Raw genomic sequence first — 20854 nt, forward strand, 5'->3', positions numbered from 1 at the left:
ATCCACCGCGGGCGGACAAACCGTCAGGCGGTGCGGCCCTCGGCGGTGCCGCCCTGGTCGCGGGTCAGCAGCAGCGCCAGGCCGACCATGGTCACGCCCAGGAACAGGTGGAGCCAGTTGTCGGCATTGTTCAGCGGGACGAAGTTGGCCGAAGAGTCATGATCGACCACCAGGCCGTAGATCCACAGCACCAGGTAGACGACGCCGCCCCAGAGCAGGTAGCTGCGGGCTCCGCCAACCGTGCGGGCCAGGACGACGCCGGCAACGCCGTAGAGCAGGTGGACGATGTTGTGCAGGACGGAGACCTGGAAGATTCCAAGCAGCAACGCGCCGGAATGGTGGCCGGCGCCGCTCAGCGCTTCGTAATTGGTTGTGATTCCGGGAATGAATCCCATGATGCCGACGAGGAGGAAGACCACGCCGTAGGCGAGGGCCGCTTTCTGGACACTGGTGCGCCCTCGGGTCTGCAGGCCGCTGTTTCCGGTTTCAGTCATGGTGTTGCCCAATCTCTCGTGGATCGCTCGAAAAAGACTTGGACCCATATGGTAAGCACACTTAGTTTCTGATTGCACATCTCCGGATGGCGCGCTGACCTGCGACGACGGCGTCCCGGCTCAGCACTCCACGACGTTGACGGCGAGGCCGCCCATGGCGGTTTCCTTGTATTTGTCGCTCATGTCGCGCCCGGTTTCGCGCATGGTGATAATCACTTCGTCGAGGGAAACCCGGTGATCGCCGTCGCCCCACAACGCCATTTTCGCTGCATTGACGGCTTTCGCTGCGCCGATCGCGTTGCGCTCGATGCAGGGCACCTGCACGAGCCCGCCGATGGGATCGCACGTCAGCCCCAGATTGTGCTCCATGGCTATTTCGGCGGCGTTCTCCACCTGGGCGGGTGTGCCGCCGAGGATCTCCGCCAGGCCGGCCGCCGCCATGGACGACGCCGAGCCCACCTCGCCCTGGCAGCCCACCTCGGCGCCGGAGATCGAGGCCTGCTCCTTGTACAGCACGCCCACGGCGCCGGCGGCGAGCAGGAACCGGACGACGACGTCGTCCTTCTGCTCCGGCGTCGCGCTCTCCATGCCGGGCCCGTAGTGGGTGGCGTAGAACAGGACGGCGGGGATGATGCCGGCCGCGCCGTTGGTGGGGGCGGTGACCACCCGCCCGCCGGAGGCGTTTTCCTCGTTGACGGCCAGCGCCACGAGGTTGACCCATTCCTGCCAGAACTTCGGATCCCGGGTCGGGTCCTCGGCCCGCAGCCGGGTGTGCCAGGCCGGAGCCCGACGGCGGACGTTCAGCCCGCCGGGCAGCAACCCGGTGCGGCGGATGGCCGAGTTCTTGCACTCCTCCATCACGTCGCGGATGTGCAGCAGGCCTGCTCGGATGTCGGCCTCAGTGCGGGATGCCATCTCGTTGGCGAGCATCACTCCGCTGATCGGCAGGCCGGCCGCGGTGCAGTGGGCCAGCAGCTCGGCGGCGGTCCGGAAGGGGTAGGGCAGCTGCGCCTTGCTGGACTCCAGCTCCGCCGCGGCGGCGTCCTCCTCGCCGTCACGGACGATGAAGCCGCCGCCGACCGAGAACCAGGTGCCCTCGTGCAGCACGGCCCCGCCGGCGTCGAGCGCAGCGAACTTCACGCCGTTGGTGTGCCGGGGCAGGATGGTCAGCGGGTGCAGGATGATGTCCTCGGCCGTGTAGTCCAGCACGACGCCGCCGGCGCCGCCGGCCGGCCCGGGCAGCTCGGCGCCGAGCCGCAGCTTGCCGGTGGCGGCGATGTCGGCCAGCCGCTCCTCCACCTGCTCAGGCAGGATCAGTTCCGGGGCGAAGCCTTCGAGCCCGAGCAGCACGGCGGTCATGGTGCCGTGTCCGCGGCCGGTTGCCGCGAGGGACCCGTAGAGGTCCACCCGCAGCCCGGCCACGGCGGGCAGGACGCCGGCGTCGGCCAGTTCCGCGGCGAAGGCCGCGGCGGCCCGCATGGGCCCCACCGTGTGGGAACTCGAAGGTCCGATCCCCACGGAGAACAGGTCAAAGACGCCGACGGCCATGGTTACGCTCCGCTGCCGGAAAGGCGGCAGCTCACAGCTCGCCGCCGTTCTTCTGCGCGTACTCCTCGGCGGAGAGCAGCTCGCCCTCGGCCGTGACGTTGACGGTGAACAGCCAGCCGGCGCCGTAGGGGTCCTCGTTGAGCAGGGCCGGGTTGTCGATGGCCTCCTGGTTGATGTCCACGACCTCGCCGGAGACCGGTGCGTAAAGGTCGGAGACCGACTTGGTGGATTCCACTTCGCCGCAGGTCTCGCCGGCGGTCACGGTGTCACCGACGGCGGGCAGGTCGACGTAGACCACGTCGCCCAGGGCGTCGGCGGCGACGGCGGAGATCCCGACCTTCACGGGCGAGGAGCTGTCCACCCACTCGTGCTCGGCGGAGTAGCGGAGGGAGGAATCGACTTTGCTCATTTGGTTGGTGCCTTTCGAAAGGGTGCGGAGGGGTCGGGGAACGCCGCCGTGGGAGCAGGCGCTGGTATGAAGTCTAGGAGCGGTCGCGCCGATAGAAGGGCAGGGTGACGACCTCGAACGCCTCGGGGCGGCCGCGCAGGTCGACCTCGACGGCAGTGCCCGGCTCGGCGAACGCGGCGTCCACGTAGGCGAGGGCGATCGGGTAGCCCAGGGTCGGGCTCGGCGCGCCGGAGGTCACCTCGCCCACGGTCCGCCCGTCCGCGAGCACGGGGTAGCCGGAGCGCGCCGAGCGGCGTCCGGCACCCTTGAGTCCGACGAGCTTCCGGGCCGGTTCGCTGCCGGAGAGCTTCTCCAGGGCGTCGCGGCCGACGAAGTCGCCCTCCTTGGCCAGCGACACCACCGGGCCGAGCCCCGCGGCGTAGGGGTCCAGGTTCCGGCTGAGTTCGTTGCCGTAGAGCGGCATCCCGGCTTCCAGGCGCAGCGAGTCCCGGCAGGCCAGCCCGGCGGGGACCAGGCCGTCGTCGGCTCCCGCGGCCAGCAGGGCGCCCCAGAGGCCGGCGGCGCGCTCGTTGGGAACGTAGATCTCGAACCCGTCCTCACCGGTGTATCCGGTGCGGGCCACGAGCAGCTCGGCTGCCCCGGCGTCCCCGAGCTCCAGGGGCACCGGGGCCGCGGCGTAGTACTTCATGCCGGTGACCGTCTCCTGCGCGGCGGCCGGAACCAGGCGCAGCAGGATCTGCTCCGCCTTCGGACCCTGGACCGCCACCAGCGAGGTATCGGCGGACTCGTCCTCCACAACCACGTCGAAGTCCTCGGCGCGGGCTGCCAGCTCGCCGGCCACCACCGCGGCGTTGCCGGCGTTGGGCACCACCAGGAACTCGTCGTCGGCCAGCCGGTAGCTGATCAGGTCATCGATGATGCCGCCGTCGGCGTCGGTGATCAGCGAGTACTTGGCCCTGCCCACCTTCACGCCGGAGAGCTTTCCGGCCAGCGCGTAGTCCAGGAACGCACCGGCCTCGGGACCGGAAACCCGGACCTCGCCCATGTGCGAGAGGTCGAACAGCCCGGCGGCCCCGCGGACGGCGCGGTGCTCGGCGAGCTCGGAGCTGTACTTCAGCGGCATCTGCCAGCCGCCGAAGTCGGTGAAGGACGCGCCGGCGGCCTGGTGCTGTGCGTACAGCGCAGTGGTCTTGTCGGTCACTGGAACGCTCCTAGTTCTCGAAGGCTTCGATGGGCGGGCAGGAGCAGACCAGGTTCCGGTCGCCCGCGGCGCCGTCGATCCGGCCCACCGGCGGGAAGTACTTGTCCATCCGGATGCCGGGCACGGGGAAGGCGGCCTGTTCACGCGGGTACGGGCGGTTCCACTCATTGGCAACGACGGCGGCCGCAGTGTGCGGGGCGCGGCGCAGCGGCGACTCCTCCACCGGGAACTCGCCGGCGGCCACCTGGTCGATTTCGCCGCGGATGGCGATCATCGCGTCGATGAAGCGGTCCAGCTCGCCCAGGTCCTCGGACTCGGTGGGCTCGACCATCAGGGTGCCGGCCACCGGGAAGGACAGGGTCGGGGCGTGGAAACCGTAGTCGATGAGCCGCTTGGCGACGTCCTCGGCGGTGACGCCGGTCTTCGCGGTCAGCTCGCGCAGGTCCAGGATGCACTCGTGCGCCACCAGGCCGCCCTTGCCGGTGTAGAGCACCGGGAAGTGCTCGTTCAGCCGGGCGGCGACGTAGTTGGCGGCCAGCAGGGCGCTCTTGGTGGCCTGGGTGAGGCCCGCGCCGCCCATCAGGTTCACGTAGGCCCAGGAGATGGGCAGCACGCCGGCGGAGCCGTAGCGGGAGGCGGAGACGGGGATGTCCTCACCGCCGTCCCAGGCCGCGGCGTTGCCGGGCAGGAACGGGGCGAGGTGTGCCCGGGCCGCGACCGGGCCGACGCCGGGGCCGCCGCCGCCGTGCGGGATGCAGAAGGTCTTGTGCAGGTTCAGGTGCGAGACGTCGCCGCCGAACTCGCCGGGCTTGGCCAGCCCGACCAGGGCATTGAGGTTGGCGCCGTCGATGTAGACCTGCCCGCCGGCCTCGTGCACTGCGTCGCAGACGTCGCGCACGTCGTCGTCGTACACGCCGTGGGTGGAGGGGTAGGTGATCATGATGGCCGAGAGGTTCTCCCGGTGCGCATCGATCTTGGCGCGCAGGTCGGCGTGGTCGATCGCGCCGTCGTCGGCGGTGCCGACGACCACGACCTTCATGCCGGCCAGGACGGCGGACGCGGCGTTGGTGCCGTGCGCCGAGGCGGGAATCAGGCAGATGTCGCGCTGGACGTCGCCGCGGGAACGGTGCCAGCCGCGGATGGCCAGCAGGCCGGCCAGTTCGCCCTGGGAGCCGGCGTTGGGCTGGATGGACACGGCGTCGTAGCCGGTGATCTCGGCCAGCTTCGCTTCGAGGCCCTCGATCAGCTCACGCCAGCCGGCGGTCTGCGATTCGGGGGCGAAGGGGTGGATGGTGGCGAACTCCGGCCAGGTCATGGCCATCATTTCGGCGGTGGCGTTGAGCTTCATGGTGCACGAGCCCAGCGGGATCATGGTCCGGTCCAGGGCCAGGTCACGGTCCGAGAGGCGGCGCAGGTAGCGCAGCATCTGCGTCTCGGAGCGGTGGGCGGAGAAGACCGGATGGGTCATGAAGTCCGAGGTGCGCAGCAGGGCCTCGGGCAGTTCGTACCCGGCGGCGTCGGCCGGGCCGGGCTCACCGGCACCGAACGCGGCGGCGACGTCGGCCAGCACCGCCTCGGTGGTGGTCTCGTCGCAGGAGATGCCCACCGTGTCGGCGTCGATGGAACGCAGGTTGATGCCGCGTTCCTGCGCGGCGGCCAGCACCTCGCCGGCGCGGCCGGGCACCTTCACCGTGAGGGTGTCGAAGAACGTGCCGTGGACCGGCTCCAGCCCGGCCTTGGCCAGCGCGGCGGCCAGGGCGCGGGCCCGGGCGTTGGTGCGCCGGGCAATCGCCCGCAGGCCAACGGGCCCGTGGTAGACGGCGTACATGGAGGCCGTGATGGCCAGCAGCGCCTGCGCGGTGCAGATGTTCGACGTCGCCTTCTCGCGGCGGATGTGCTGCTCGCGGGTCTGCAGCGCCAGCCGGTAGGCGGGGGTGCCGGCGTCGTCCTTGGACACGCCGACGAGGCGGCCGGGCAGCGAGCGCTCCAGGCCCTTGCGCACCGCCATGTACGCGGCGTGCGGGCCGCCGAAGAACAGCGGGACGCCGAAGCGCTGCACGGAGCCGACGGCGACGTCGGCGCCCTGCTCCCCGGGCGGGGTGAGCAGGGTCAGGGCGAGCAGGTCGGCGGCGACGGTGACCATCGCGCCGCGTTCCTTCGCCTCGGCGATCAGGGGCGCCTGGTCGCGGACGACGCCGGAGGCGCCGGGCTGCTGCAGCACGACGCCGGTGATCTCGCCCTCCGGCAGGCCGGCGGAGAGGTCGGCGACCTCGACGTCGAAGCCGAGCGCCCGGGCGCGGCCCTCGACCACGGCGATGGTCTGCGGGAACGCCTCGGCGTCGAGGACGATCTTTCCGTCCGCCTTCTTCTTGTTGGACCGGCGCATCAGCAGCACGGCCTCGGCCACGGCGGTGGCTTCATCCAGCAGCGACGCGTTGGCGATCGGCAGGGCGGTCAGGTCCTGGACCATGGTCTGGAAGTTCAGCAGCGCCTCGAGCCGGCCTTGGGAGATCTCCGGCTGGTACGGGGTGTAGGCGGTGTACCAGGCCGGATCCTCGACGATGTTGCGCAGGATCACCGGCGGCGTGTGCGTGGCGTAGTAGCCCTGCCCGATCATCTGCACGGCGGTGCGGTTCTTCCCGGCGAGCGCGCGCAGCTCGGCGAGCGTCTCCTCCTCGCTGCGGGCCTCACCCAGCACCAGCGGGGCGTCCTGGCGGATGGCGGCGGGAACGGCGGCGTCCACCAGCGCGTCCAGGCTGTCGTAGCCGACGGTCTTGAGCATGGTCTCGGTGGCCGGGGCGTCGGCGCCGATGTGGCGGTCGACGAAGGCGGCGGGGGTGTCGGCGGGGGCAGTCATCTTCAACTCCGGGGCAGGCAGGATGAGGGCATGCCGGCGGTGGGCCGGCTCCTCCCCGCTCTGTATTGGACCTGAGAGATTCCGCGGGATGGCCCGCTTGCACCGTCGGTGAGCACGGCCGGGGCCGGGCTGCTTTCCAGAGTTGCCTCGCTGCGGCGGTACCGGTGCCTGAGAGATTCCCGGGGAGGGTTTGCTCCTACGGCGCCGACGGATGTGATGCTCCGGCGGGCTCTCCCGCCGCGGCTGATAACGGCATTTTTAATTGTGTTCTACGCTACGAAACTCTAGCCCGCACCCCCGGCCGCAGCAAGGCGGTTTCGGCCCGTGACAAGCGGCGGGGCAGGCTCCCGCCGCGCGCGGGGGCGCCGCGCGCACGGTGACGTGGGACCGGGGGCGGCGGGCTCCTGTTTTGACATCGCCTGCGCGGACTCCCAGACTTTCTAGGGTCGGCGGCGGCGCCGCATCCCCCGGATTCCCGGGCGGCGGCCTCGGCCGAGCGGACGCGTCCGCTCCGGCTGCGCCTAGAAGAAAGATCTCCATGTCTGACCGCACCGCCTCCATCGCCCCTTCATCCACGCCGGCTGTTCCCGGCTCCGGAACGGACGACGGCGGGGGCGGCGGGAGCGGGCTGGCCCGTTCCATGTCGAGCCGGCACATCCAGCTGCTGGCCATCGGCGGGGCGATCGGCACCGGCCTGTTCATGGGCTCGGGCAAGACCATCTCGGTGGCCGGGCCGTCGGTGATCTTCGTGTACATGGTCATCGGGTTCATGCTCTTCTTCGTCATGCGGGCCCTCGGCGAGCTGCTGCTGTCCAACCTGAACTACAAGTCCTTCACCGACTTCTCCGCAGACCTGCTCGGCCCGTGGGCCGGATTCTTCACCGGCTGGACCTACTGGTTCTGCTGGGTGGTCACGGGCATCGCGGATGTGGTCGCCATTGCCCACTACGTGACGTTCTGGTGGGCGGACGCCCCGCTGTGGATCCCGGCCCTGGCCTGCATCCTGCTGCTGGTGGCGCTGAACCTGCCCACCGTGAAGGCCTTCGGCGAAACCGAGTTCTGGTTCGCCCTGGTCAAGATCATTGCCATCCTGACCCTGATCGTGGTGGGCCTGGTGATGATCTTCTCCGGCTTCAGCTCGGACTCCGGCGAGGCCTCCTTCACCAACCTGTGGGCGCACGGCGGCTTCTTCCCCAGCGGCCCCATGGGCTTCGTGGCCGGCTTCCAGATCGCCGTGTTCGCGTTCGTCGGCATCGAGCTGGTGGGCACCGCCGCCGCCGAGACGAAGGACCCGGAAAAGAACCTGCCGAAGGCCATCAACTCCATTCCGATCCGCGTGATGCTCTTTTACGTGGCGGCGCTGGCCATCCTCATGGCGGTCACCCCGTGGACGGGCTTCAGCGCGGATGAGAGCCCGTTCGTGGGCATGTTCGCGCTGGCCGGGCTGGGCACCGCCGCGGCCGTGGTCAACTTCGTGGTCCTGACCTCCGCCGCGTCCTCGGCGAACTCCGGCATCTATTCCACCTCGCGCATGGTGTACGGCCTGGCACATGAGGGTGATGCGCCCAAGGCGTTCGGCCGGCTGTCCCGGCGCAAGGTGCCGCAGAACGCCCTGTTCTTCTCCTGCACCTTCCTGCTCGCCGGCGTCGTGCTGCTCTACGCCGGCGACTCGGTGAGCGCCGCCTTCACGCTGGTCACCACCATCTCCGCCCTGTGCTTCATGTTTGTCTGGACGCTGATCCTGGTCAGCTACCTGGCCTACCGCCGGCGCCGCCCGCACCTGCACGCGGCGTCGACGTTCAAGCTGCCCGGCGGCGTCGGCATGGTCTACCTGGTGCTGGCCTTCTTCGTGTTCCTGCTCTGGGCGCTGACCACCCAGCCCGACACCCTGCAGGCGCTGCTGGTCACGCCCATCTGGTTCCTCCTGCTGGGCGCGGTGTACGCCGTGATGCGCCGCCGCCCGGAGCACCGCGCGCGGGTGGCCGGCTTCAAGGCACAGCGCAGCGCCGAGCGCGCGGCGCTGGACGCCGCCGGGCAGCAGCCCGGCTAGTACACGACGGTGCCGCTGGCGGGCACGGTCGTGCCGGCCCGGGCCGGCTGCCCGGAGACCTCCACCAGGATGCCCAGGGAGTGCAGCGGCGTTTCCAGGGCCGCCGCCAGGTCCGGCACCAGCCGGTCCTGCACCTCGCGGAGCACCTGCTGGATGTCGGCCCGGGAGTTCACGGTCAGCCGCAGGGCCAGGTCCGGTTCCTCGGCCGTGCCGCGCAGCAGCGCGTCGCAGTCGACGACGCCGGCCACCTGGCCGGCCTGCTCCTCAAAGGCGCCCGCGAGGACGGCCGGATCGATCACGGTGATGCCGCGGGCGGGGTTCTCCTGCAGCCGGAACCGGCTGCCGGGCCGACGCCGGGGGATCTGGGCCATCAGCCACCACAGGGCCAGCAGTCCCAGCAGCACCCCGGCGGCCAGCACGGCCCAGGGCAGCCAGTCGGAGCCCTCCGTGAAGGTGCCGAGACCGGGGGCGGCCCGGTCCTGCGGGCGCCCCGCCGCGCCGCCGCTGGCGCCGTCCGCAGCGCCCGAGGCCAGCAGCAGGATCCAGATGCCCCCGGCCAGGCCCAGCAGTCCCAGCAGGGTCAGCCAGGTGCGGTTGGCCGCCCCGGGATGCTCACGCATGTCCTTGTCCTTTCCGCCGCATCACGCCGTGGACCGCACGTCCACCCGGACTTCGGGCACCGGATCCAGCCCCGAGGCCTCCAGCCGGGACCGCACCCCGTCGGCGACCCAGTTCTGCAGGTCGGCGGTGTCCCGCAGGGCCGTCTGCACCGCCACGCGCACCATCCGGTCCCCCGCGGTCGCGGAGGCCGAGGACACCCCGTCGATGTGTTCGCAGGTCGCTGCCGCGAGCCGGGCCGTTCCCCGGCGCGAGATCACCGCGGCGGCGCCGCCCGAACCGGACACGGCGGCGTCCTGGACGCCGGAGCTGCGCGCCGGCATCCGGACGGGGAGGGTGCGGTAGCCGCCGGGAATCAGGCCGCAGAGCAGCAGGACCAGCCCGAGGAGGGCCAGGGACCCGCCCACGATCCAGGCTGCCGGCTCGTTCCACAGGGTTTCCGACGCCTCCCGCGTGCCGCTCAGCAGAAACTGCGGCCAGCCGCCCTGCAGGAGCCGTTCTCCGGCCACCCAGCACAGCGCCACCGCCAGGGCCAGCAGCAGCAGCGAGGTGATCAGCGCCGGGAGGGTCCGGCTGGGGCGCCGGCGGAGGTTCAGCTGCCCCGGCGCCTCCGCGCTCACTGCAGCCTCCGGCGCGGGCCGTCCGCGCGCGGCGGCTGGAGCCAGCGGATCACGATGTCCACCTGCCGCACCTCGACGCCGGTCAGCTCCCCGATCCGGGCGGTCAGGCGGCCGCGCAGCCGGTCAGCCTCGGCGCGCAGCGGAACCGGATACGGCATGCCCACCTCCACCTGCAGGCTCGCGATGTTGCCGGCCAGCTCCACGGAGGTCTTCGGCCGCGCGGAGAGGTCCGCCGCGGAGCCGAAGCCCATGAACCCGCCGCTTCCGCCGCCGGCGGCGGTCTCGTCCGCGGTGACCTGACCCGCGATCTTCTCCAGCACCTGGCGGGCCATCCGCGTGGCTCCCCGTTCCTCGACCGGGCGCGGCCTGCGCGGCGCCTGGGCCGTCATCTGCTCGACGCCCTGCCGAACAGGGACTGCAGGTCCAGCCGCCCATCCGCCGCCAGCCCGACGAGCAGCCCGATCAGTCCAAACAGGATGGTCAGCAGGAACGCCAGCCATCCCCCGAAGGCCAGGACGATTCCCAGCACCAGGCCGACGGCCAGGCACCAACGCGTTGCGGACATGGCATTTCTCCTATCGTTGCTTTCGGATCCGGTGTCCGGGCTCCTATTCGAGGCGGGTGGAGCCCTGCCGGCTGTCGTCGCCGCCGCCGCCGCCGTCGTCGTCCTCCTGGGGCAGGTGCACGTCCGAGACGTTGACGTTGACCTCCAGGACCTCCAGCCCGGTGGCGTTCTCCACGGAACGGATCACGCTGCGGCGGATGGCCTGGCTGACCTCGACGATGGAATATCCGTATTCCACGACGATGCTCACATCGACCGCCGCCTGGCGTTCGCCCTTTTCGACGCTGACGCCGTTGGCCACATTGGTCTGCGACCCCGGGATGCGCTCGGTCATGGCGCTGAGGGCACGGCGGGCACCGCCGCCCATCGCGGCGACACCGGGCACCTGCCGGGTGGCGATGCCGGCGAGCTTCTGCACCACCGTCTCCTCGATCGTGGTGTCGCCCCGCGGCGTATGCAGCGGTCCGGACACCCGGTGGGCTTCCTGCGGCGGGACATCGGTTTCCACCGGGTTCTTCTGTTCGGCGGCCACGGATCCCGCCTGGTTCCTCGACACATCGGCCATGGAACTCATCTCCTGCCTGTTCGTCGCACCTTGACGTCCTTAAAGACGCACGCCGCGGGGCTTCGTCACGGCCGGCGCGTGAACTTGCCGTTAATGCCCGACGACGGCGCAGCCGCTATTCCTCCCCCGCGGCGGCGGTGGGAAAATCGGTCCTGAACGGCACCGGCCGTTCGGACGGGGGTTCGACGTGACCGTTGCCCGCCGGCCGGAGCACCCCGGCGCCCCGGCTGCTTTTACCGCCTTGGAGGAGGCGGCCGTCGTCGCCCTGGCCCAGGCCGGCGACGCCGCCGCCTTCGAGTTCCTTGTCCTGGCCTACCGGGGCCGGATCCACCGGCTGGCGCTGCGGATGCTGGGCGACGCCGGTGAGGCCGAAGACGTGGTGCAGGAGACGCTCGCCGCCGGCTGGCGTGCCCTGCCCCTGCTGGAGACGCCCGGGGCCTTCGGCGGGTGGCTGTACCGCACCGCCGCCAACAAGTCCCGGGACGTGCTGCGCCGCCGCAGCTCCCATCCCGTGGAGGCGGTCGACGCCGCGGACCTGGGCAGCGCCCTCATCGGGTCCGGGCAGCCGGACATGGATCCGCACCGCACCGCCGAGACAGCGGCGGAACTGCTGGACCTGGCCGTTGCCCTGCGGGCCCTGCCGGAGGATCTGCGCTCGTGCTGGCTGCTGCGTGAGCTCCATGAGCAGAGCTACCGGGAGATCGGCAGCGCGCTGCACATCAGCCCGCACGCCGTGCGGGGCAGGCTGGCCCGGGCCCGGGAAAAACTCGCCGAGGCCATGGTCGCCTGGCGGTGACCGCCCGGCGCGGGCGGTGGCTGCCCCTGCGCGGCCGCGGTCGGCGCCGCCGTGTGACCTGCCCTGTGTGACCTGCCCTGTGTGACCTGCCCTGGGCCCGCACGGTTGCCCTCGCGTGTGACGGACAGCATAATGAGACCACAAGTTTTCAAATTCGCGGTCTTTAATTCCACATTGTGAAAGTAGGCGTTCCGGTGGGAACCGGAGCCGCCCGCCCCACAGCCTCAGCTGAACCTCCGGCCCGCTGCTCGGTCCCGGAGCCCCAGCCCCATCCAAGGAGGAACACGCATGGCCATCGAGACAACCGACCTTCGGCCCGCCGACGGCGCGGAACAGATCCTCACTGAAGAGGCGCTGGCGTTCGTGGAGGAGCTGCACCGCCGCTTCGGAGGCACCCGGGACGAGCTGCTGGCGGCCCGCGGCCGGCGCCGCGCCGACGTCGCCGCCACCGGCAAGCTGGACTTCCTGCCCGAAACCGCCGAGGTCCGCAGCGGGGACTGGAAGGTGGCCGAAGCCCCGGCCGCACTGCAGGACCGCCGGGTGGAGATGACCGGGCCGGCCTCGCCCGCCAAGATGGCGATCAACGCGCTGAACTCCGGTGCCCGGGTCTGGCTTGCCGACCTGGAGGACGCCGCCACCCCCACCTGGCACAACGCCATCGACTCCCAGGTCAACCTCTACCGGGCCGCACGCGGTGACCTGTCCTTCACCTCTCCCGACGGCAAGGAGTACGCGCTGCGCACCGACGCGCCGCTCGCTGTCGTCGTCATGCGCCCGCGCGGCTGGCACCTGCCCGAGAAGCACATCAGCGTGGACGGCCGGGAGGGGATCGGCGCGCTCGTGGACTTCGGCCTGCACTTCTTCCACAACGCCGCCCGCCTGCTGGAGAACGGCCAGGGTCCGTACTACTACCTGCCGAAGATGGAAAGCCACCTCGAGGCCCGGCTGTGGAACGACATTTTCACCTTCTCCGAGGAGTACGTCGGCGTGCCCCACGGCTCGGTCCGCGCGACCGTCCTGATCGAGACCATTCCGGCCGCGTTCGAGATGGAGGAGATCCTCTGGGAGCTGCGCGACCACGCCTCAGGGCTCAACGCCGGCCGCTGGGACTACCTGTTCAGCATCATCAAGTACTTCCGCGACGCCGGAAAGGACTTCCTGCTGCCGGACCGGGCCGACGTGAACATGACCGCCCCCTTCATGCGCGCCTACACGGAGCTGCTGGTGAAGACCTGCCACCGCCGCGGCGCCTTCGCCATGGGCGGCATGGCCGCCTTCATTCCCAACCGCCGGGAACCCGAGGTGACCGCCGCCGCCATCGAGAAGGTCAAGGCGGACAAGACCCGCGAGGCCACCGACGGGTTCGACGGTTCCTGGGTGGCCCACCCGGACCTGGTCTCCACCTGCCTGGAGGTGTTCGACGGCGTGCTGGGCGAGAAGCCGAACCAGGTGGACCGGCTGCGCGAGGACGTGTCCGTCACCGCGCGGGACCTGCTCGACGTCACCACGGCGGAGGGCTCGATCACGGAGGCCGGCCTCCGCTCCAACCTGTACGTGGCAGTGGCCTACACCGCCGTCTGGCTTTCCGGCAACGGCGCGGTGGCCATCCACAACCTGATGGAGGACGCCGCCACCGCCGAAATCTCCCGTTCCCAGGTCTGGCAGCAGGTACGCAACGCCGTGGTGCTCGAAGACACCGGCGAGACCGTCACCGAAGACCTTGTCCGGCGCCTGCTGGCGGAGGAGACCGAGCGGCTGCGCGGCGAAGTGTCCGAGGAGATGTTCAGCCGGTACTACGAGCCGGCCAGCCGGCTTATCGGGTCGATCAGCCTCTCCGAGGACTACCCGGACTTCCTGACCCTGCCGGCCTACGAACTGATCGACTGAACCCCACGGCCGGCCCGGGCGCGCAGGCGGGCAAGCCCGCGCAGCCAGCGTGGCGGTCCGGCTGCCTGCTCCCTTTCCGGGGGCAGGTAGCCGGTCCCCCAGCGGCTTATCGCCGCGTAGGCGTCCGCCCGCACCGGCGGCAGGGAGAGGAAGACATCGTGCATCGCGCCCGGGACGCGGATGATGGTGACGGTGTTGCCCAGCGACAGGGCGCGGTGCGCCACCACGTTAACGTCCAGGGCGACGTCGGAAGTGCGCACCTCGGGCGACCAGCGCGGCTGCAGATAGCTGCGGGTGGAGAGCAGGACCAGGACGGGCAGGTCCAGGTGCAGGCCCCGGGCCACCGCCGCCTGGCCGCGGAACACGGCGTGGATGAACGCCGTCGTCGCCGTGAAGCCGCGGACCGGCCGCCACTGCGTGTTGTAATGCCACTCCCCGCCGAAAGCCGATGAAACGGCCCGGGAATAGTTCCCCGAGTCCACGGCGGGCAGGGTCCCGCGCGGATTCCGGGCAGCCTCCAGGTTGATGAGCGGGCTGATCGCCCGGCGCCCCAGCTCGGCGCCCTGGAACTCCAGCCAGGGACTGTTGAGGATCAGCGCCGCTGCCCGGCCCGGATGACGGGCCGCCCACAGGCTCAGCGTGAGGCCCCCGGTGGAATGGCCCAGCAGCACCAGCGGCAGGTCCGCCCCGGCTCCCGGCCCGCCGGGGCCGCCCGGAGTTTCGGCTGCCCGCCCTCCGGCCGGATCGCTGCGGCCCATGGCCTGCAGCGCGGCGGCGATGTCGGCGTCGTACTCGGCGAGGTCGGTGACGAAGCCGGGGGTGTCCCCGGGCCGGAGACTGCGCCCGTAGTTGTGCAGGTCCAGGGCGAAGAACCGCGCGCCGGCGTCGACCCAGTACTGTGCCAGTTCCTTCTGGAAGAAGTAGTCCGACCAGCCGTGCACGTACAGGACATCCATCCGCGGGGTTCGGGTGTCCTCCGGATCCGGCTGCCGGCGCACCAGCGTCGCGATCCGGTCCTCGGGAAGGTGCAGGGTCAGCTGCTCGAAGCCGGGGCCGAGGACGTCGGGCCGCCAGCGGGCAGGCTCAGCCGCAGGCTGCGTGGCGGTGGCGGCGGGCGTGGCGGTGGCGGGCGGGACGGCGGGACGGGGTCCTGCAGTCCTGCGGTTGGCCATGCCTCCATTGCAGCACGCAGCCGGGCAGGCGCCAAAGGACGCCGGGTGGGTTTCCGGTGAGGCGCCCGCAATGCGCCGTTCCGGTTTGGCAAGATGGTCCGATGGACTCCACTTCGCGGACCACGCAGCCGCTGCCCGAGAAAGAGGCCGGGGCGCTGGCCCGGGCCCTCGACGCCGGGGACGTGACGGTCTTTGTCGACGGAACGGCACTCCGGCTGCCGCCGGCGGCCCGTGACGCCGTGCTCGACCTGCTGGCGCGGCTGGCCCGCGGGGCCGCCGTCACCGTCACCGACGCACCTGCCGGCGGGGGCCTGGAAACCGCCGGCGCCCGGACCGCCGCGCGGGCCGGCACGCAGGCCGCAGCCGTACCCTCTCCCCTGCTGACGACCTCGCAGGCTGCCGCCGCGGCGGGCATCTCGCACACGTACCTGCGCAACCTCACCGACGCCGGAATCATCCCGGTGGAATACCGCGGCTCGCACCGGCGCATCCGGATGGAGGACATCCAGGCATGGCTGGAGCAGCAGCGCCTCGCGAAGGAAGCCCGACAGGCCCCGGGGCGGACCGTGACGGGAGCCGACTGACCGGTCCCTGCCGATGCGACCACGCAGCGCGGTTCCGGCGTGATGGCTCCCGGGCCTGCGGCGACCTATGCTGGTTCAACGGGCGTGATCCGCCCCACATTCGTCGACCAATGGAGGTCTCGTGATCATCGGCGTCCCCAGGGAAATCAAGAACAACGAATACCGGGTGGCCATCACGGCCTCGGGAGTGCATGAACTCACCACCCGCGGACATGTGGTGCTGATCGAGTCGGCAGCCGGGGCGGGGTCCCAGATCAGCGACGGGGAATACGCCGCGGCCGGCGCGGAGATCGTGGAGACAGCCGACGACGTCTGGTCCCGTTCCGCCATGGTGCTGAAGGTCAAGGAACCGGTGGCCTCGGAGTACCGCCACTTCCGGCCCGGCCTCGTGCTGTTCGCCTATCTCCACCTCGCCGCCGAGCCGGAGCTGACCCGGGCCCTGCTCGACGCGGGCGTCACCGCCGTCGCCTATGAGACCGTGCAGACGGGGCGCACGCTTCCCCTGCTGGCACCCATGTCGGAGGTGGCGGGGCGGCTCTCCGTGCAGGTGGGCGCTCAGTGCCTCACCCGTCCTGCCGGCGGTCCGGGACTGCTGCTGGGCGGGGTGCCCGGCGTGCGTCCGGCCAAGGTAGTGGTCCTGGGCGCCGGGGTGGCCGGCACCAACGCCGTCGCCGGAGCCGTGGGCGCCCACGCCGACGTCACCGTCCTGGATATCAACATTGCCCGGCTGCGCGAGCTGGACGCCCAGTACGCGGGGCGCATCAAGACCGTCGCGTCCAACGCCTTTGAGATTGAACGGGCCCTGCTGGACGCCGACCTGGTCATCGGCTCCGTCCTGATCCCGGGCGCCCGCGCCCCCAAGCTGGTCACCAACGCCATGGTCGCCCGGATGAAGCCGGGAAGCGTGCTCGTGGACATCGCCGTCGACCAGGGCGGCTGCTTCGAGGACAGCCACCCGACCACGCACGAGGATCCGACCTTCCGGGTCCATGACTCCCTGTTCTACTGTGTGGCAAACATGCCCGGCGCGGTTCCCAACACCTCCACCTACGCGCTGACCAACGTCACGCTGCCGTACGCCGTCGCCCTCGCCGACAAGGGCGTCCCGGCCGCCTTTGAGGCGGACCCGGCGCTGGCCCAGGGCCTGAACACCGCGGACGGGCAGGTCATGCACCACTCGGTGTCCGAAGCCCACGGCCTCGAGCTGGCCCACTGGAAGCAGCTGCTCCCGGCGTAGGGCCCCGGCGCGGGGGCGCGGGCTGCGGAGCCCGCGCCCCTACGCGTTCTCGAAGTGGGTCTGCGCCGGGGCTCCGTTGTACCGCTGGACGACTTCCGCGGCGATCTCCCGCAGCTTCAGGTTCCGCGCATTGGAGGCCCGGCGGAGGACATCGAATGCTTTCTGCTGTCCGCAGCGGTTCTGGCCCATGACGATCCCGACCGCGAGGTCGATGTCGGTCCGGGAGGCCAGCACGGCCTGCAGGTCGGCGACCGTACCCACCTGCGTCGCCATCCGCACTGCGAGTTTCAGGGCCTGCGAGGCCTGCTCCGCGTAGGCGCGGGCCGCGTGCCGGAACCGGTGGTCAAAGAGCCCCGGTTCGGTCGCGTACAGATTGAGCGCCGCCCTGGCCCGGCCCTCCAGGGCCAACGGCAGGCTGAAGACCGAGCGCACCCCCAGCGTCGTGATGTGCGCGGTGTAGTTGCGCCAGCGGCTTTCGAGCACGGTGTCCGCCACCAGCACCTCCTCGCCGGTCCGCAGCGCATGCAGGCAGGGACCGTCGCCGAAGTCGTACTGGACCTCATCGAGGCCCTGGGCGGTGTCACTGCTGCTGGCCACGGTGTATTCCGCGGCCGCCGCGCGCTGCAGGGTGATGCCGCAGTACACGGCGCCCCGGCAGGAGAAACCCGATGCGCTCAGGCGGGCCAGCTCCTGCAGGAACCCGATCACGTCGGCAGAGTCCACCAGCAGGTCCTGCAGCGCCGCCGCGGCCGCCTGGCGGGCTTCCCCGTCCTTCTCCGATGAGGGCAGGGCTTGGTCACGCGTGGTGGAATCCATAAATGATCAGCAGGCCTTCCCGCGGACCATCAGGGTCCAGAATTGGTGTCAGGGAAGAATGATCATACGATAAGCACCGGTCAAGACGCGGCCGTGGTTCCTGCCTGCTGCAGAGGAAGCACCCTTGACGCGTTTTTCGACCCCCATCCCTGCTCTTTCCGCCCCCGGGCAACCATGAAGCCGCCGTATCCGGTGGGCTACTCCCCGCGCCTGCTCTCGGCGGCCGCCTACGTGACCGCCGCCGCTGAGGAGCGATGCAGTGCCGCGCCGGGACTGGCCCCGGAGGATGAGCTTCTCCTGCGCTCCGAACTGATCGGCATCATCCGGCGCCTCGCCGCGGATCCCCGTCCGACGCCGGAAGGCACCCGGTCGCCGGCCGGCTGAAGATACCCGGACGTGAGGAAGGACCCGCCGCAGGGGGATACGGCAGGTCCTTCCGTGGCGGGGGCTTGGCCGGCACCCCGCCGCTGCGCTGCGTGGGTCGGATCCCAGCACGGCCGGCCGACGCAGCGCAAGTCTTTGAAATCCTGGGTTACACCACGGTCCTGGTACCGAAGCACGGGCCCGGGTTCCATGGTCTTTTGCTTGCTTGCCTATTCACTTTTCAGCTGCCCGCTCTCCGTCCGCCGGCTCCGCTGCGGCCTACTCCCAAAGGCCGTCCGCCCAGGCCGCATCCCGCAGATAGCTTCGTGCCGAGGCGACATCCCACAGTTCGCCGCGCGAGGCCACCATTCCCATCTCACACATATCAAGCACCTGGTCCTCGGAACAGCCGAGAGCGGTTCCGAGATCGCCGGTGTCGGCCGCGAGGACTACGTCTTCCTGCTCCCCCATGGTGATACTGCCCCTTTCAGTGGTTTCCCCCGACCCACGCGGGGCTAGCGCTTGTCCAGCAGCATGGCTTCCCGTTCAGGGCTCCAGGTCCGCGCATAGAGACCCATGGCGGCCTCTTCCCTCAGCGACAGGCCCAGCCGGTTCAGCAGCATGTGCGCCTGGTACACCGTCAGGTGCTGTGCGCTCCTGCTGATCCTGGCCTTGTCCGCACGGTACAGGTACGTGTCCATGGCCCGGAACCAGCGCCGTCGCCAGTTCTCCACGGCCGACTCGGCCGCAGTCGCGGCCATCAGCCGGTGGGTGGGCATGATCTTGGCACCGACCTGCACCGTCATCGCCTGCCGCATTCCGGCAGCCCGGGGACCCAGGCCGGCAGTGCAGCTGCGCAGGTGGCTGTCCCAGTAGTACTCCCAGGAGAGGCGCCGCCGATCCGGCCAGCTCGAGGCCCGGGGGCCCTTCATCATGCTGCGCGCGGAATCGAAGAGCAGCAGGGATCCGAGCGCCCAGCGGTTCTGCACCTTCGGGAACCGCGCCGTCGCCCAGCAGGCCAGGTCGGAGGAAAGCTCGAAGACCTCCTCCGCCAGGGCCAGGCCCTCCACCCCGCCGTACTTGGCGAGGTCGGCCTCGACCCGGGGGTCCTGGGGCTCCATGCCGCCCGGACCCAGCCGGTCCATGGCCGGCTCGCTGAACTCGTGCGAGACGTCAAGGTGCCCGATGACTCCGCTGGCCCGCTCCTGCAGGGCCGCGAGGAGCGACTGCAGCCGGTCCAGGGTCTCCCGGCCGGCCAGCACCCGGAGCCGGACATGAGCATTGCCCGGCTCCGAGCACCTGGTGTAGAACCACCGTTGAGCGCCCCACACCTGAGCCTGCGCCGCCAGCGGGGTAACCAGTTCTCCAATGATGCCGTCCGCTACATCGAATCCCCCGGTATAGATGGAAAGGGTCCACCAATGAGTGCCTGTCTGTGTCCGCGAGGCTGATCGAACTGCAGCTAGCTGACTCATGGCGTCTTCCCTCCGGGTAAACCTGGCTACCGCCGCTGGGGCGAGTCCTTACCTGCTAAAAAACAAAAACTGTTCCCCCAAAAGAGGGGACCAGCTTAGAACCACTCCCAGCTCTTGGAGCCGGCGGCGCTGATGCGAATCCTGTTCATGTGATTTCCCCTCATTTTGCAGCCCCCTGAGAGTGGGGCCGGTGCCTTGATTGACTCCGAAAGCTTCCCGCGCAGGGAAGACCAGTGTCCACCCCTTCCCGCTGCCCTCTTGCGGACATGACAGGAACAGGAACTGGACATCCGGAGGGAAAACGGCATCGCCGCGGACTATGGTCCGGCACGGCGGCGAATCCGGGGCTCAGAAGGGAAAACGGCAAGGTTTCCGATGACTGTCAGCATCCGGACATGGCAGGGTTTTCACAAGCAGTCCGGTTCCTGAATGTTCGCCGGGAGCCTTCTGCGCACCGAATGGGAGGCTTCCGGATAGGGTTACAGAGAAGTGCCGGGGGGAGGGCAGGAAAGGAGCAGTTGTGCTGGATCAGGTATCGCTCGACGTGTACCGGTTCGCCGTGAGCCATCCCGGATGGAGCGTACCGCAGGCGTCCGAGGCGCTGGGGTTCACCTCGAAGGCGATCGAGTCCGCCATCGACGTGCTCCGGACCCGGTGCCTCCTGGTGGAGCAGCCCGACGGCGTGGGCCTGAGCGCGGTCTCCCCCGACGTTGCCCTGGCTGAGCTGGTGGATCCGGACGAGCGCGCCCTGCTGGAGCTGCGCTCGCGCATCGCCGAGCGCCGACGGGAACTCACCAGCCTTGTTCCGGCCTTCCTGGAGGCACGCCGCCAAGTGAGCGAAGACGCGTCGGTCGAGGTCCTCGAAGACCCCGAACAGGTCCAGCGCGTGCTGATCGAGTACGGCCGCTCCGTTTCCGACCGCGTGCTGATCGCCCGGCCCGGCCAGGGCTCCAGCGCGGACTTCCAGGAGGAGAGCGTCCAGAAGGACGTCGAGCTGCTCCAGCAGGGCGTCCAGCGCAAGACCCTCTACCAGTCGAGCACACGGGACCATGTCCCCACCCGCAAGGCCGTCGAGGCCATCACTGCGGCCGGCGGGGAGTTCCGCGTCCTGCCGTACCTGCCGGTGCGGGCACTGATCTTTGACGACAAGGTCGGCGTGCTGGCCCGCCAGCTCCACCCCGAGGACCGGGCCGGGCTGGTCATCCGGGATCCGAACCTGGTGCATGCCATGACGCATCTTTTCGACTTCGCCTGGGGCCTGGCCGAACCGTTCCTGGCGGAGCAGGCCAGCGGGGCCACACTGAACAGCACCCAGCGGTCCGTGCTGCGCGGGCTGGCCTCCGGCGCCTCGGATGAAGTCATCGCGCGGCGGCTGGGCATCAGCGTCAGGACCTGCCGGCGGCACATCGCCTGGATGCTCGAGGAGCTGGGAGCCGAGAGCCGCTTCCAGGCGGGAATCAAGGCGCATCGGGTCGGCTGGATCTAAGCTGCACGGCGGAGCCGGGCCGGATGGCAGGACGCGCCCGTGCCGCGGCCGGCGTAGCACCGAGAGGTCAACAGGCGGTGCCTGCCGGTGAACCGCGGGAACTATCATGTG

The 20854-nt window shown here is 70.4% G+C and carries 21 protein-coding genes and 1 riboswitch; of the genes, 7 read left to right on the plus strand and 14 right to left on the minus strand.

From position 1 onward, the window contains the following. Nucleotides 1-23 precede the first annotated feature (23 nt). From AC5RV6_RS05095 to gcvP, 5 genes are all read right to left on the minus strand, one after another. Nucleotides 24-494 (minus strand): DUF4383 domain-containing protein, encoded by a 471-nt coding sequence (locus AC5RV6_RS05095; RefSeq protein ID WP_494006193.1) that lies wholly within the window; start codon nucleotides 492-494, stop codon nucleotides 24-26. Nucleotides 495-614: 120 nt separating this feature from the next. Continuing rightward, nucleotides 615-2042 (minus strand): L-serine ammonia-lyase, encoded by a 1428-nt coding sequence (locus AC5RV6_RS05100; RefSeq protein WP_494006194.1) that lies wholly within the window; start codon nucleotides 2040-2042, stop codon nucleotides 615-617. Nucleotides 2043-2073: 31 nt separating this feature from the next. Then, nucleotides 2074-2451: a glycine cleavage system protein GcvH gene (gcvH, locus tag AC5RV6_RS05105; RefSeq protein WP_494006195.1), complete on the minus strand. Its 378-nt coding sequence runs from the start codon at nucleotides 2449-2451 to the stop codon at nucleotides 2074-2076. 73 nt (nucleotides 2452-2524) lie between these two features. Beyond that, entirely contained in the window at nucleotides 2525-3652 is a 1128-nt protein-coding gene (gene gcvT / locus AC5RV6_RS05110) for a glycine cleavage system aminomethyltransferase GcvT (RefSeq protein WP_494006196.1), read from the minus strand. Nucleotides 3653-3662: 10 nt separating this feature from the next. After that, nucleotides 3663-6509: an aminomethyl-transferring glycine dehydrogenase gene (gene gcvP / locus AC5RV6_RS05115; protein ID WP_494006197.1), complete on the minus strand. Its 2847-nt coding sequence runs from the start codon at nucleotides 6507-6509 to the stop codon at nucleotides 3663-3665. A gap of 146 nt (nucleotides 6510-6655) precedes the next feature. Then, nucleotides 6656-6756: riboswitch (glycine riboswitch) on the minus strand. 291 nt (nucleotides 6757-7047) lie between these two features. On the opposite strand from gcvP, the gene cycA reads away from it, so the two are divergent. Further along, nucleotides 7048-8559, plus strand: coding sequence for a D-serine/D-alanine/glycine transporter (gene cycA / locus AC5RV6_RS05120; RefSeq protein WP_494006198.1), 1512 nt, complete (start codon nucleotides 7048-7050; stop codon nucleotides 8557-8559). On the opposite strand, the gene AC5RV6_RS05125 is transcribed toward cycA, so the two are convergent. The 5 genes from AC5RV6_RS05125 to AC5RV6_RS05145 are packed head-to-tail and all read right to left on the minus strand — an operon-like array spanning nucleotide 8556 to nucleotide 10936. Beyond that, entirely contained in the window at nucleotides 8556-9179 is a 624-nt protein-coding gene (locus AC5RV6_RS05125; protein ID WP_494006199.1) for a hypothetical protein, read from the minus strand. The genes cycA and AC5RV6_RS05125 overlap by 4 nt on opposite strands. Before the next feature lie 21 nt (nucleotides 9180-9200). Next, the gene (locus AC5RV6_RS05130; protein ID WP_494006200.1) at nucleotides 9201-9797 is read right to left on the minus strand and encodes a DUF6286 domain-containing protein; all 597 of its coding nucleotides are present in this window, start codon (nucleotides 9795-9797) and stop codon (nucleotides 9201-9203) included. Next, nucleotides 9794-10186: an Asp23/Gls24 family envelope stress response protein gene (locus AC5RV6_RS05135; RefSeq protein ID WP_494006201.1), complete on the minus strand. Its 393-nt coding sequence runs from the start codon at nucleotides 10184-10186 to the stop codon at nucleotides 9794-9796. The genes AC5RV6_RS05130 and AC5RV6_RS05135 overlap by 4 nt, the downstream gene beginning before the upstream one ends. Then, on the minus strand, nucleotides 10183-10362 hold the full coding sequence (locus tag AC5RV6_RS05140) for a hypothetical protein (protein WP_494006202.1): 180 nt from the start codon (nucleotides 10360-10362) through the stop codon (nucleotides 10183-10185). Before AC5RV6_RS05140 ends, AC5RV6_RS05135 begins: the two co-directional genes overlap by 4 nt. A 43-nt stretch (nucleotides 10363-10405) precedes the next feature. Then, nucleotides 10406-10936: an Asp23/Gls24 family envelope stress response protein gene (locus tag AC5RV6_RS05145; RefSeq protein WP_494006203.1), complete on the minus strand. Its 531-nt coding sequence runs from the start codon at nucleotides 10934-10936 to the stop codon at nucleotides 10406-10408. 178 nt (nucleotides 10937-11114) lie between these two features. On the opposite strand from AC5RV6_RS05145, the gene AC5RV6_RS05150 reads away from it, so the two are divergent. Beyond that, the gene (locus AC5RV6_RS05150) at nucleotides 11115-11723 is read left to right on the plus strand and encodes an RNA polymerase sigma factor (protein WP_494006204.1); all 609 of its coding nucleotides are present in this window, start codon (nucleotides 11115-11117) and stop codon (nucleotides 11721-11723) included. Nucleotides 11724-12011: 288 nt separating this feature from the next. Further along, entirely contained in the window at nucleotides 12012-13610 is a 1599-nt protein-coding gene (gene aceB / locus AC5RV6_RS05155; RefSeq protein ID WP_494006205.1) for a malate synthase A, read from the plus strand. Here the strand turns inward: aceB and AC5RV6_RS05160 are convergent. Continuing rightward, nucleotides 13592-14782, minus strand: coding sequence for an alpha/beta hydrolase (locus AC5RV6_RS05160; protein ID WP_494006206.1), 1191 nt, complete (start codon nucleotides 14780-14782; stop codon nucleotides 13592-13594). The genes aceB and AC5RV6_RS05160 overlap by 19 nt on opposite strands. A gap of 101 nt (nucleotides 14783-14883) precedes the next feature. On the opposite strand from AC5RV6_RS05160, the gene AC5RV6_RS05165 reads away from it, so the two are divergent. Both AC5RV6_RS05165 and ald read left to right on the plus strand, forming a co-directional pair. Continuing rightward, on the plus strand, nucleotides 14884-15366 hold the full coding sequence (locus AC5RV6_RS05165) for a helix-turn-helix domain-containing protein (protein WP_494006207.1): 483 nt from the start codon (nucleotides 14884-14886) through the stop codon (nucleotides 15364-15366). Nucleotides 15367-15487: 121 nt separating this feature from the next. Then, entirely contained in the window at nucleotides 15488-16603 is a 1116-nt protein-coding gene (ald, locus tag AC5RV6_RS05170) for an alanine dehydrogenase (protein WP_494006208.1), read from the plus strand. A gap of 39 nt (nucleotides 16604-16642) precedes the next feature. Here the strand turns inward: ald and AC5RV6_RS05175 are convergent, their stop codons facing one another. Further along, nucleotides 16643-17419, minus strand: coding sequence for a GAF and ANTAR domain-containing protein (locus AC5RV6_RS05175; RefSeq protein WP_494006209.1), 777 nt, complete (start codon nucleotides 17417-17419; stop codon nucleotides 16643-16645). 174 nt (nucleotides 17420-17593) lie between these two features. Here AC5RV6_RS05175 and AC5RV6_RS05180 point away from each other — a divergent pair, with 174 nt between their 5' ends. Then, nucleotides 17594-17803 carry a hypothetical protein gene (locus tag AC5RV6_RS05180; protein ID WP_494006210.1) on the plus strand — a complete coding sequence of 70 codons (210 nt, stop codon included), beginning with the start codon at nucleotides 17594-17596 and terminating at the stop codon, nucleotides 17801-17803. Nucleotides 17804-18061: 258 nt separating this feature from the next. On the opposite strand, the gene AC5RV6_RS05185 is transcribed toward AC5RV6_RS05180, so the two are convergent. Beyond that, nucleotides 18062-18253, minus strand: coding sequence for a hypothetical protein (locus AC5RV6_RS05185; RefSeq protein ID WP_494006211.1), 192 nt, complete (start codon nucleotides 18251-18253; stop codon nucleotides 18062-18064). A 44-nt stretch (nucleotides 18254-18297) separates the two neighbouring features. Further along, nucleotides 18298-19257: a lantibiotic dehydratase C-terminal domain-containing protein gene (locus tag AC5RV6_RS05190; RefSeq protein ID WP_494006212.1), complete on the minus strand. Its 960-nt coding sequence runs from the start codon at nucleotides 19255-19257 to the stop codon at nucleotides 18298-18300. A gap of 520 nt (nucleotides 19258-19777) precedes the next feature. Here AC5RV6_RS05190 and AC5RV6_RS05195 point away from each other — a divergent pair. Further along, nucleotides 19778-20743, plus strand: coding sequence for a helix-turn-helix transcriptional regulator (locus AC5RV6_RS05195; protein ID WP_494006213.1), 966 nt, complete (start codon nucleotides 19778-19780; stop codon nucleotides 20741-20743). Nucleotides 20744-20854: the final 111 nt, after the last annotated feature.

Source organism: Arthrobacter saudimassiliensis, from assembly GCF_059090665.1.

What these genes read in the sequence shown, in the direction of transcription:
- AC5RV6_RS05095 (WP_494006193.1), bottom strand. Translation starts at nt 494, where the DNA reads ATGACTGAAACCGGAAACAGCGGCCTGCAGACCCGAGGGCGCACCAGT.
- AC5RV6_RS05100 (WP_494006194.1), bottom strand. Translation starts at nt 2,042, where the DNA reads ATGGCCGTCGGCGTCTTTGACCTGTTCTCCGTGGGGATCGGACCTTCG.
- gcvH (WP_494006195.1), bottom strand. Translation starts at nt 2,451, where the DNA reads ATGAGCAAAGTCGATTCCTCCCTCCGCTACTCCGCCGAGCACGAGTGG.
- gcvP (WP_494006197.1), bottom strand. Translation starts at nt 6,509, where the DNA reads ATGACTGCCCCCGCCGACACCCCCGCCGCCTTCGTCGACCGCCACATC.
- cycA (WP_494006198.1), top strand. Translation starts at nt 7,048, where the DNA reads ATGTCTGACCGCACCGCCTCCATCGCCCCTTCATCCACGCCGGCTGTT.
- AC5RV6_RS05125 (WP_494006199.1), bottom strand. Translation starts at nt 9,179, where the DNA reads ATGCGTGAGCATCCCGGGGCGGCCAACCGCACCTGGCTGACCCTGCTG.
- AC5RV6_RS05135 (WP_494006201.1), bottom strand. Translation starts at nt 10,186, where the DNA reads ATGACGGCCCAGGCGCCGCGCAGGCCGCGCCCGGTCGAGGAACGGGGA.
- AC5RV6_RS05140 (WP_494006202.1), bottom strand. Translation starts at nt 10,362, where the DNA reads ATGTCCGCAACGCGTTGGTGCCTGGCCGTCGGCCTGGTGCTGGGAATC.
- AC5RV6_RS05145 (WP_494006203.1), bottom strand. Translation starts at nt 10,936, where the DNA reads ATGAGTTCCATGGCCGATGTGTCGAGGAACCAGGCGGGATCCGTGGCC.
- aceB (WP_494006205.1), top strand. Translation starts at nt 12,012, where the DNA reads ATGGCCATCGAGACAACCGACCTTCGGCCCGCCGACGGCGCGGAACAG.
- AC5RV6_RS05160 (WP_494006206.1), bottom strand. Translation starts at nt 14,782, where the DNA reads ATGGCCAACCGCAGGACTGCAGGACCCCGTCCCGCCGTCCCGCCCGCC.
- AC5RV6_RS05165 (WP_494006207.1), top strand. Translation starts at nt 14,884, where the DNA reads ATGGACTCCACTTCGCGGACCACGCAGCCGCTGCCCGAGAAAGAGGCC.
- AC5RV6_RS05175 (WP_494006209.1), bottom strand. Translation starts at nt 17,419, where the DNA reads ATGGATTCCACCACGCGTGACCAAGCCCTGCCCTCATCGGAGAAGGAC.
- AC5RV6_RS05180 (WP_494006210.1), top strand. Translation starts at nt 17,594, where the DNA reads ATGAAGCCGCCGTATCCGGTGGGCTACTCCCCGCGCCTGCTCTCGGCG.
- AC5RV6_RS05185 (WP_494006211.1), bottom strand. Translation starts at nt 18,253, where the DNA reads ATGGGGGAGCAGGAAGACGTAGTCCTCGCGGCCGACACCGGCGATCTC.
- AC5RV6_RS05190 (WP_494006212.1), bottom strand. Translation starts at nt 19,257, where the DNA reads ATGAGTCAGCTAGCTGCAGTTCGATCAGCCTCGCGGACACAGACAGGC.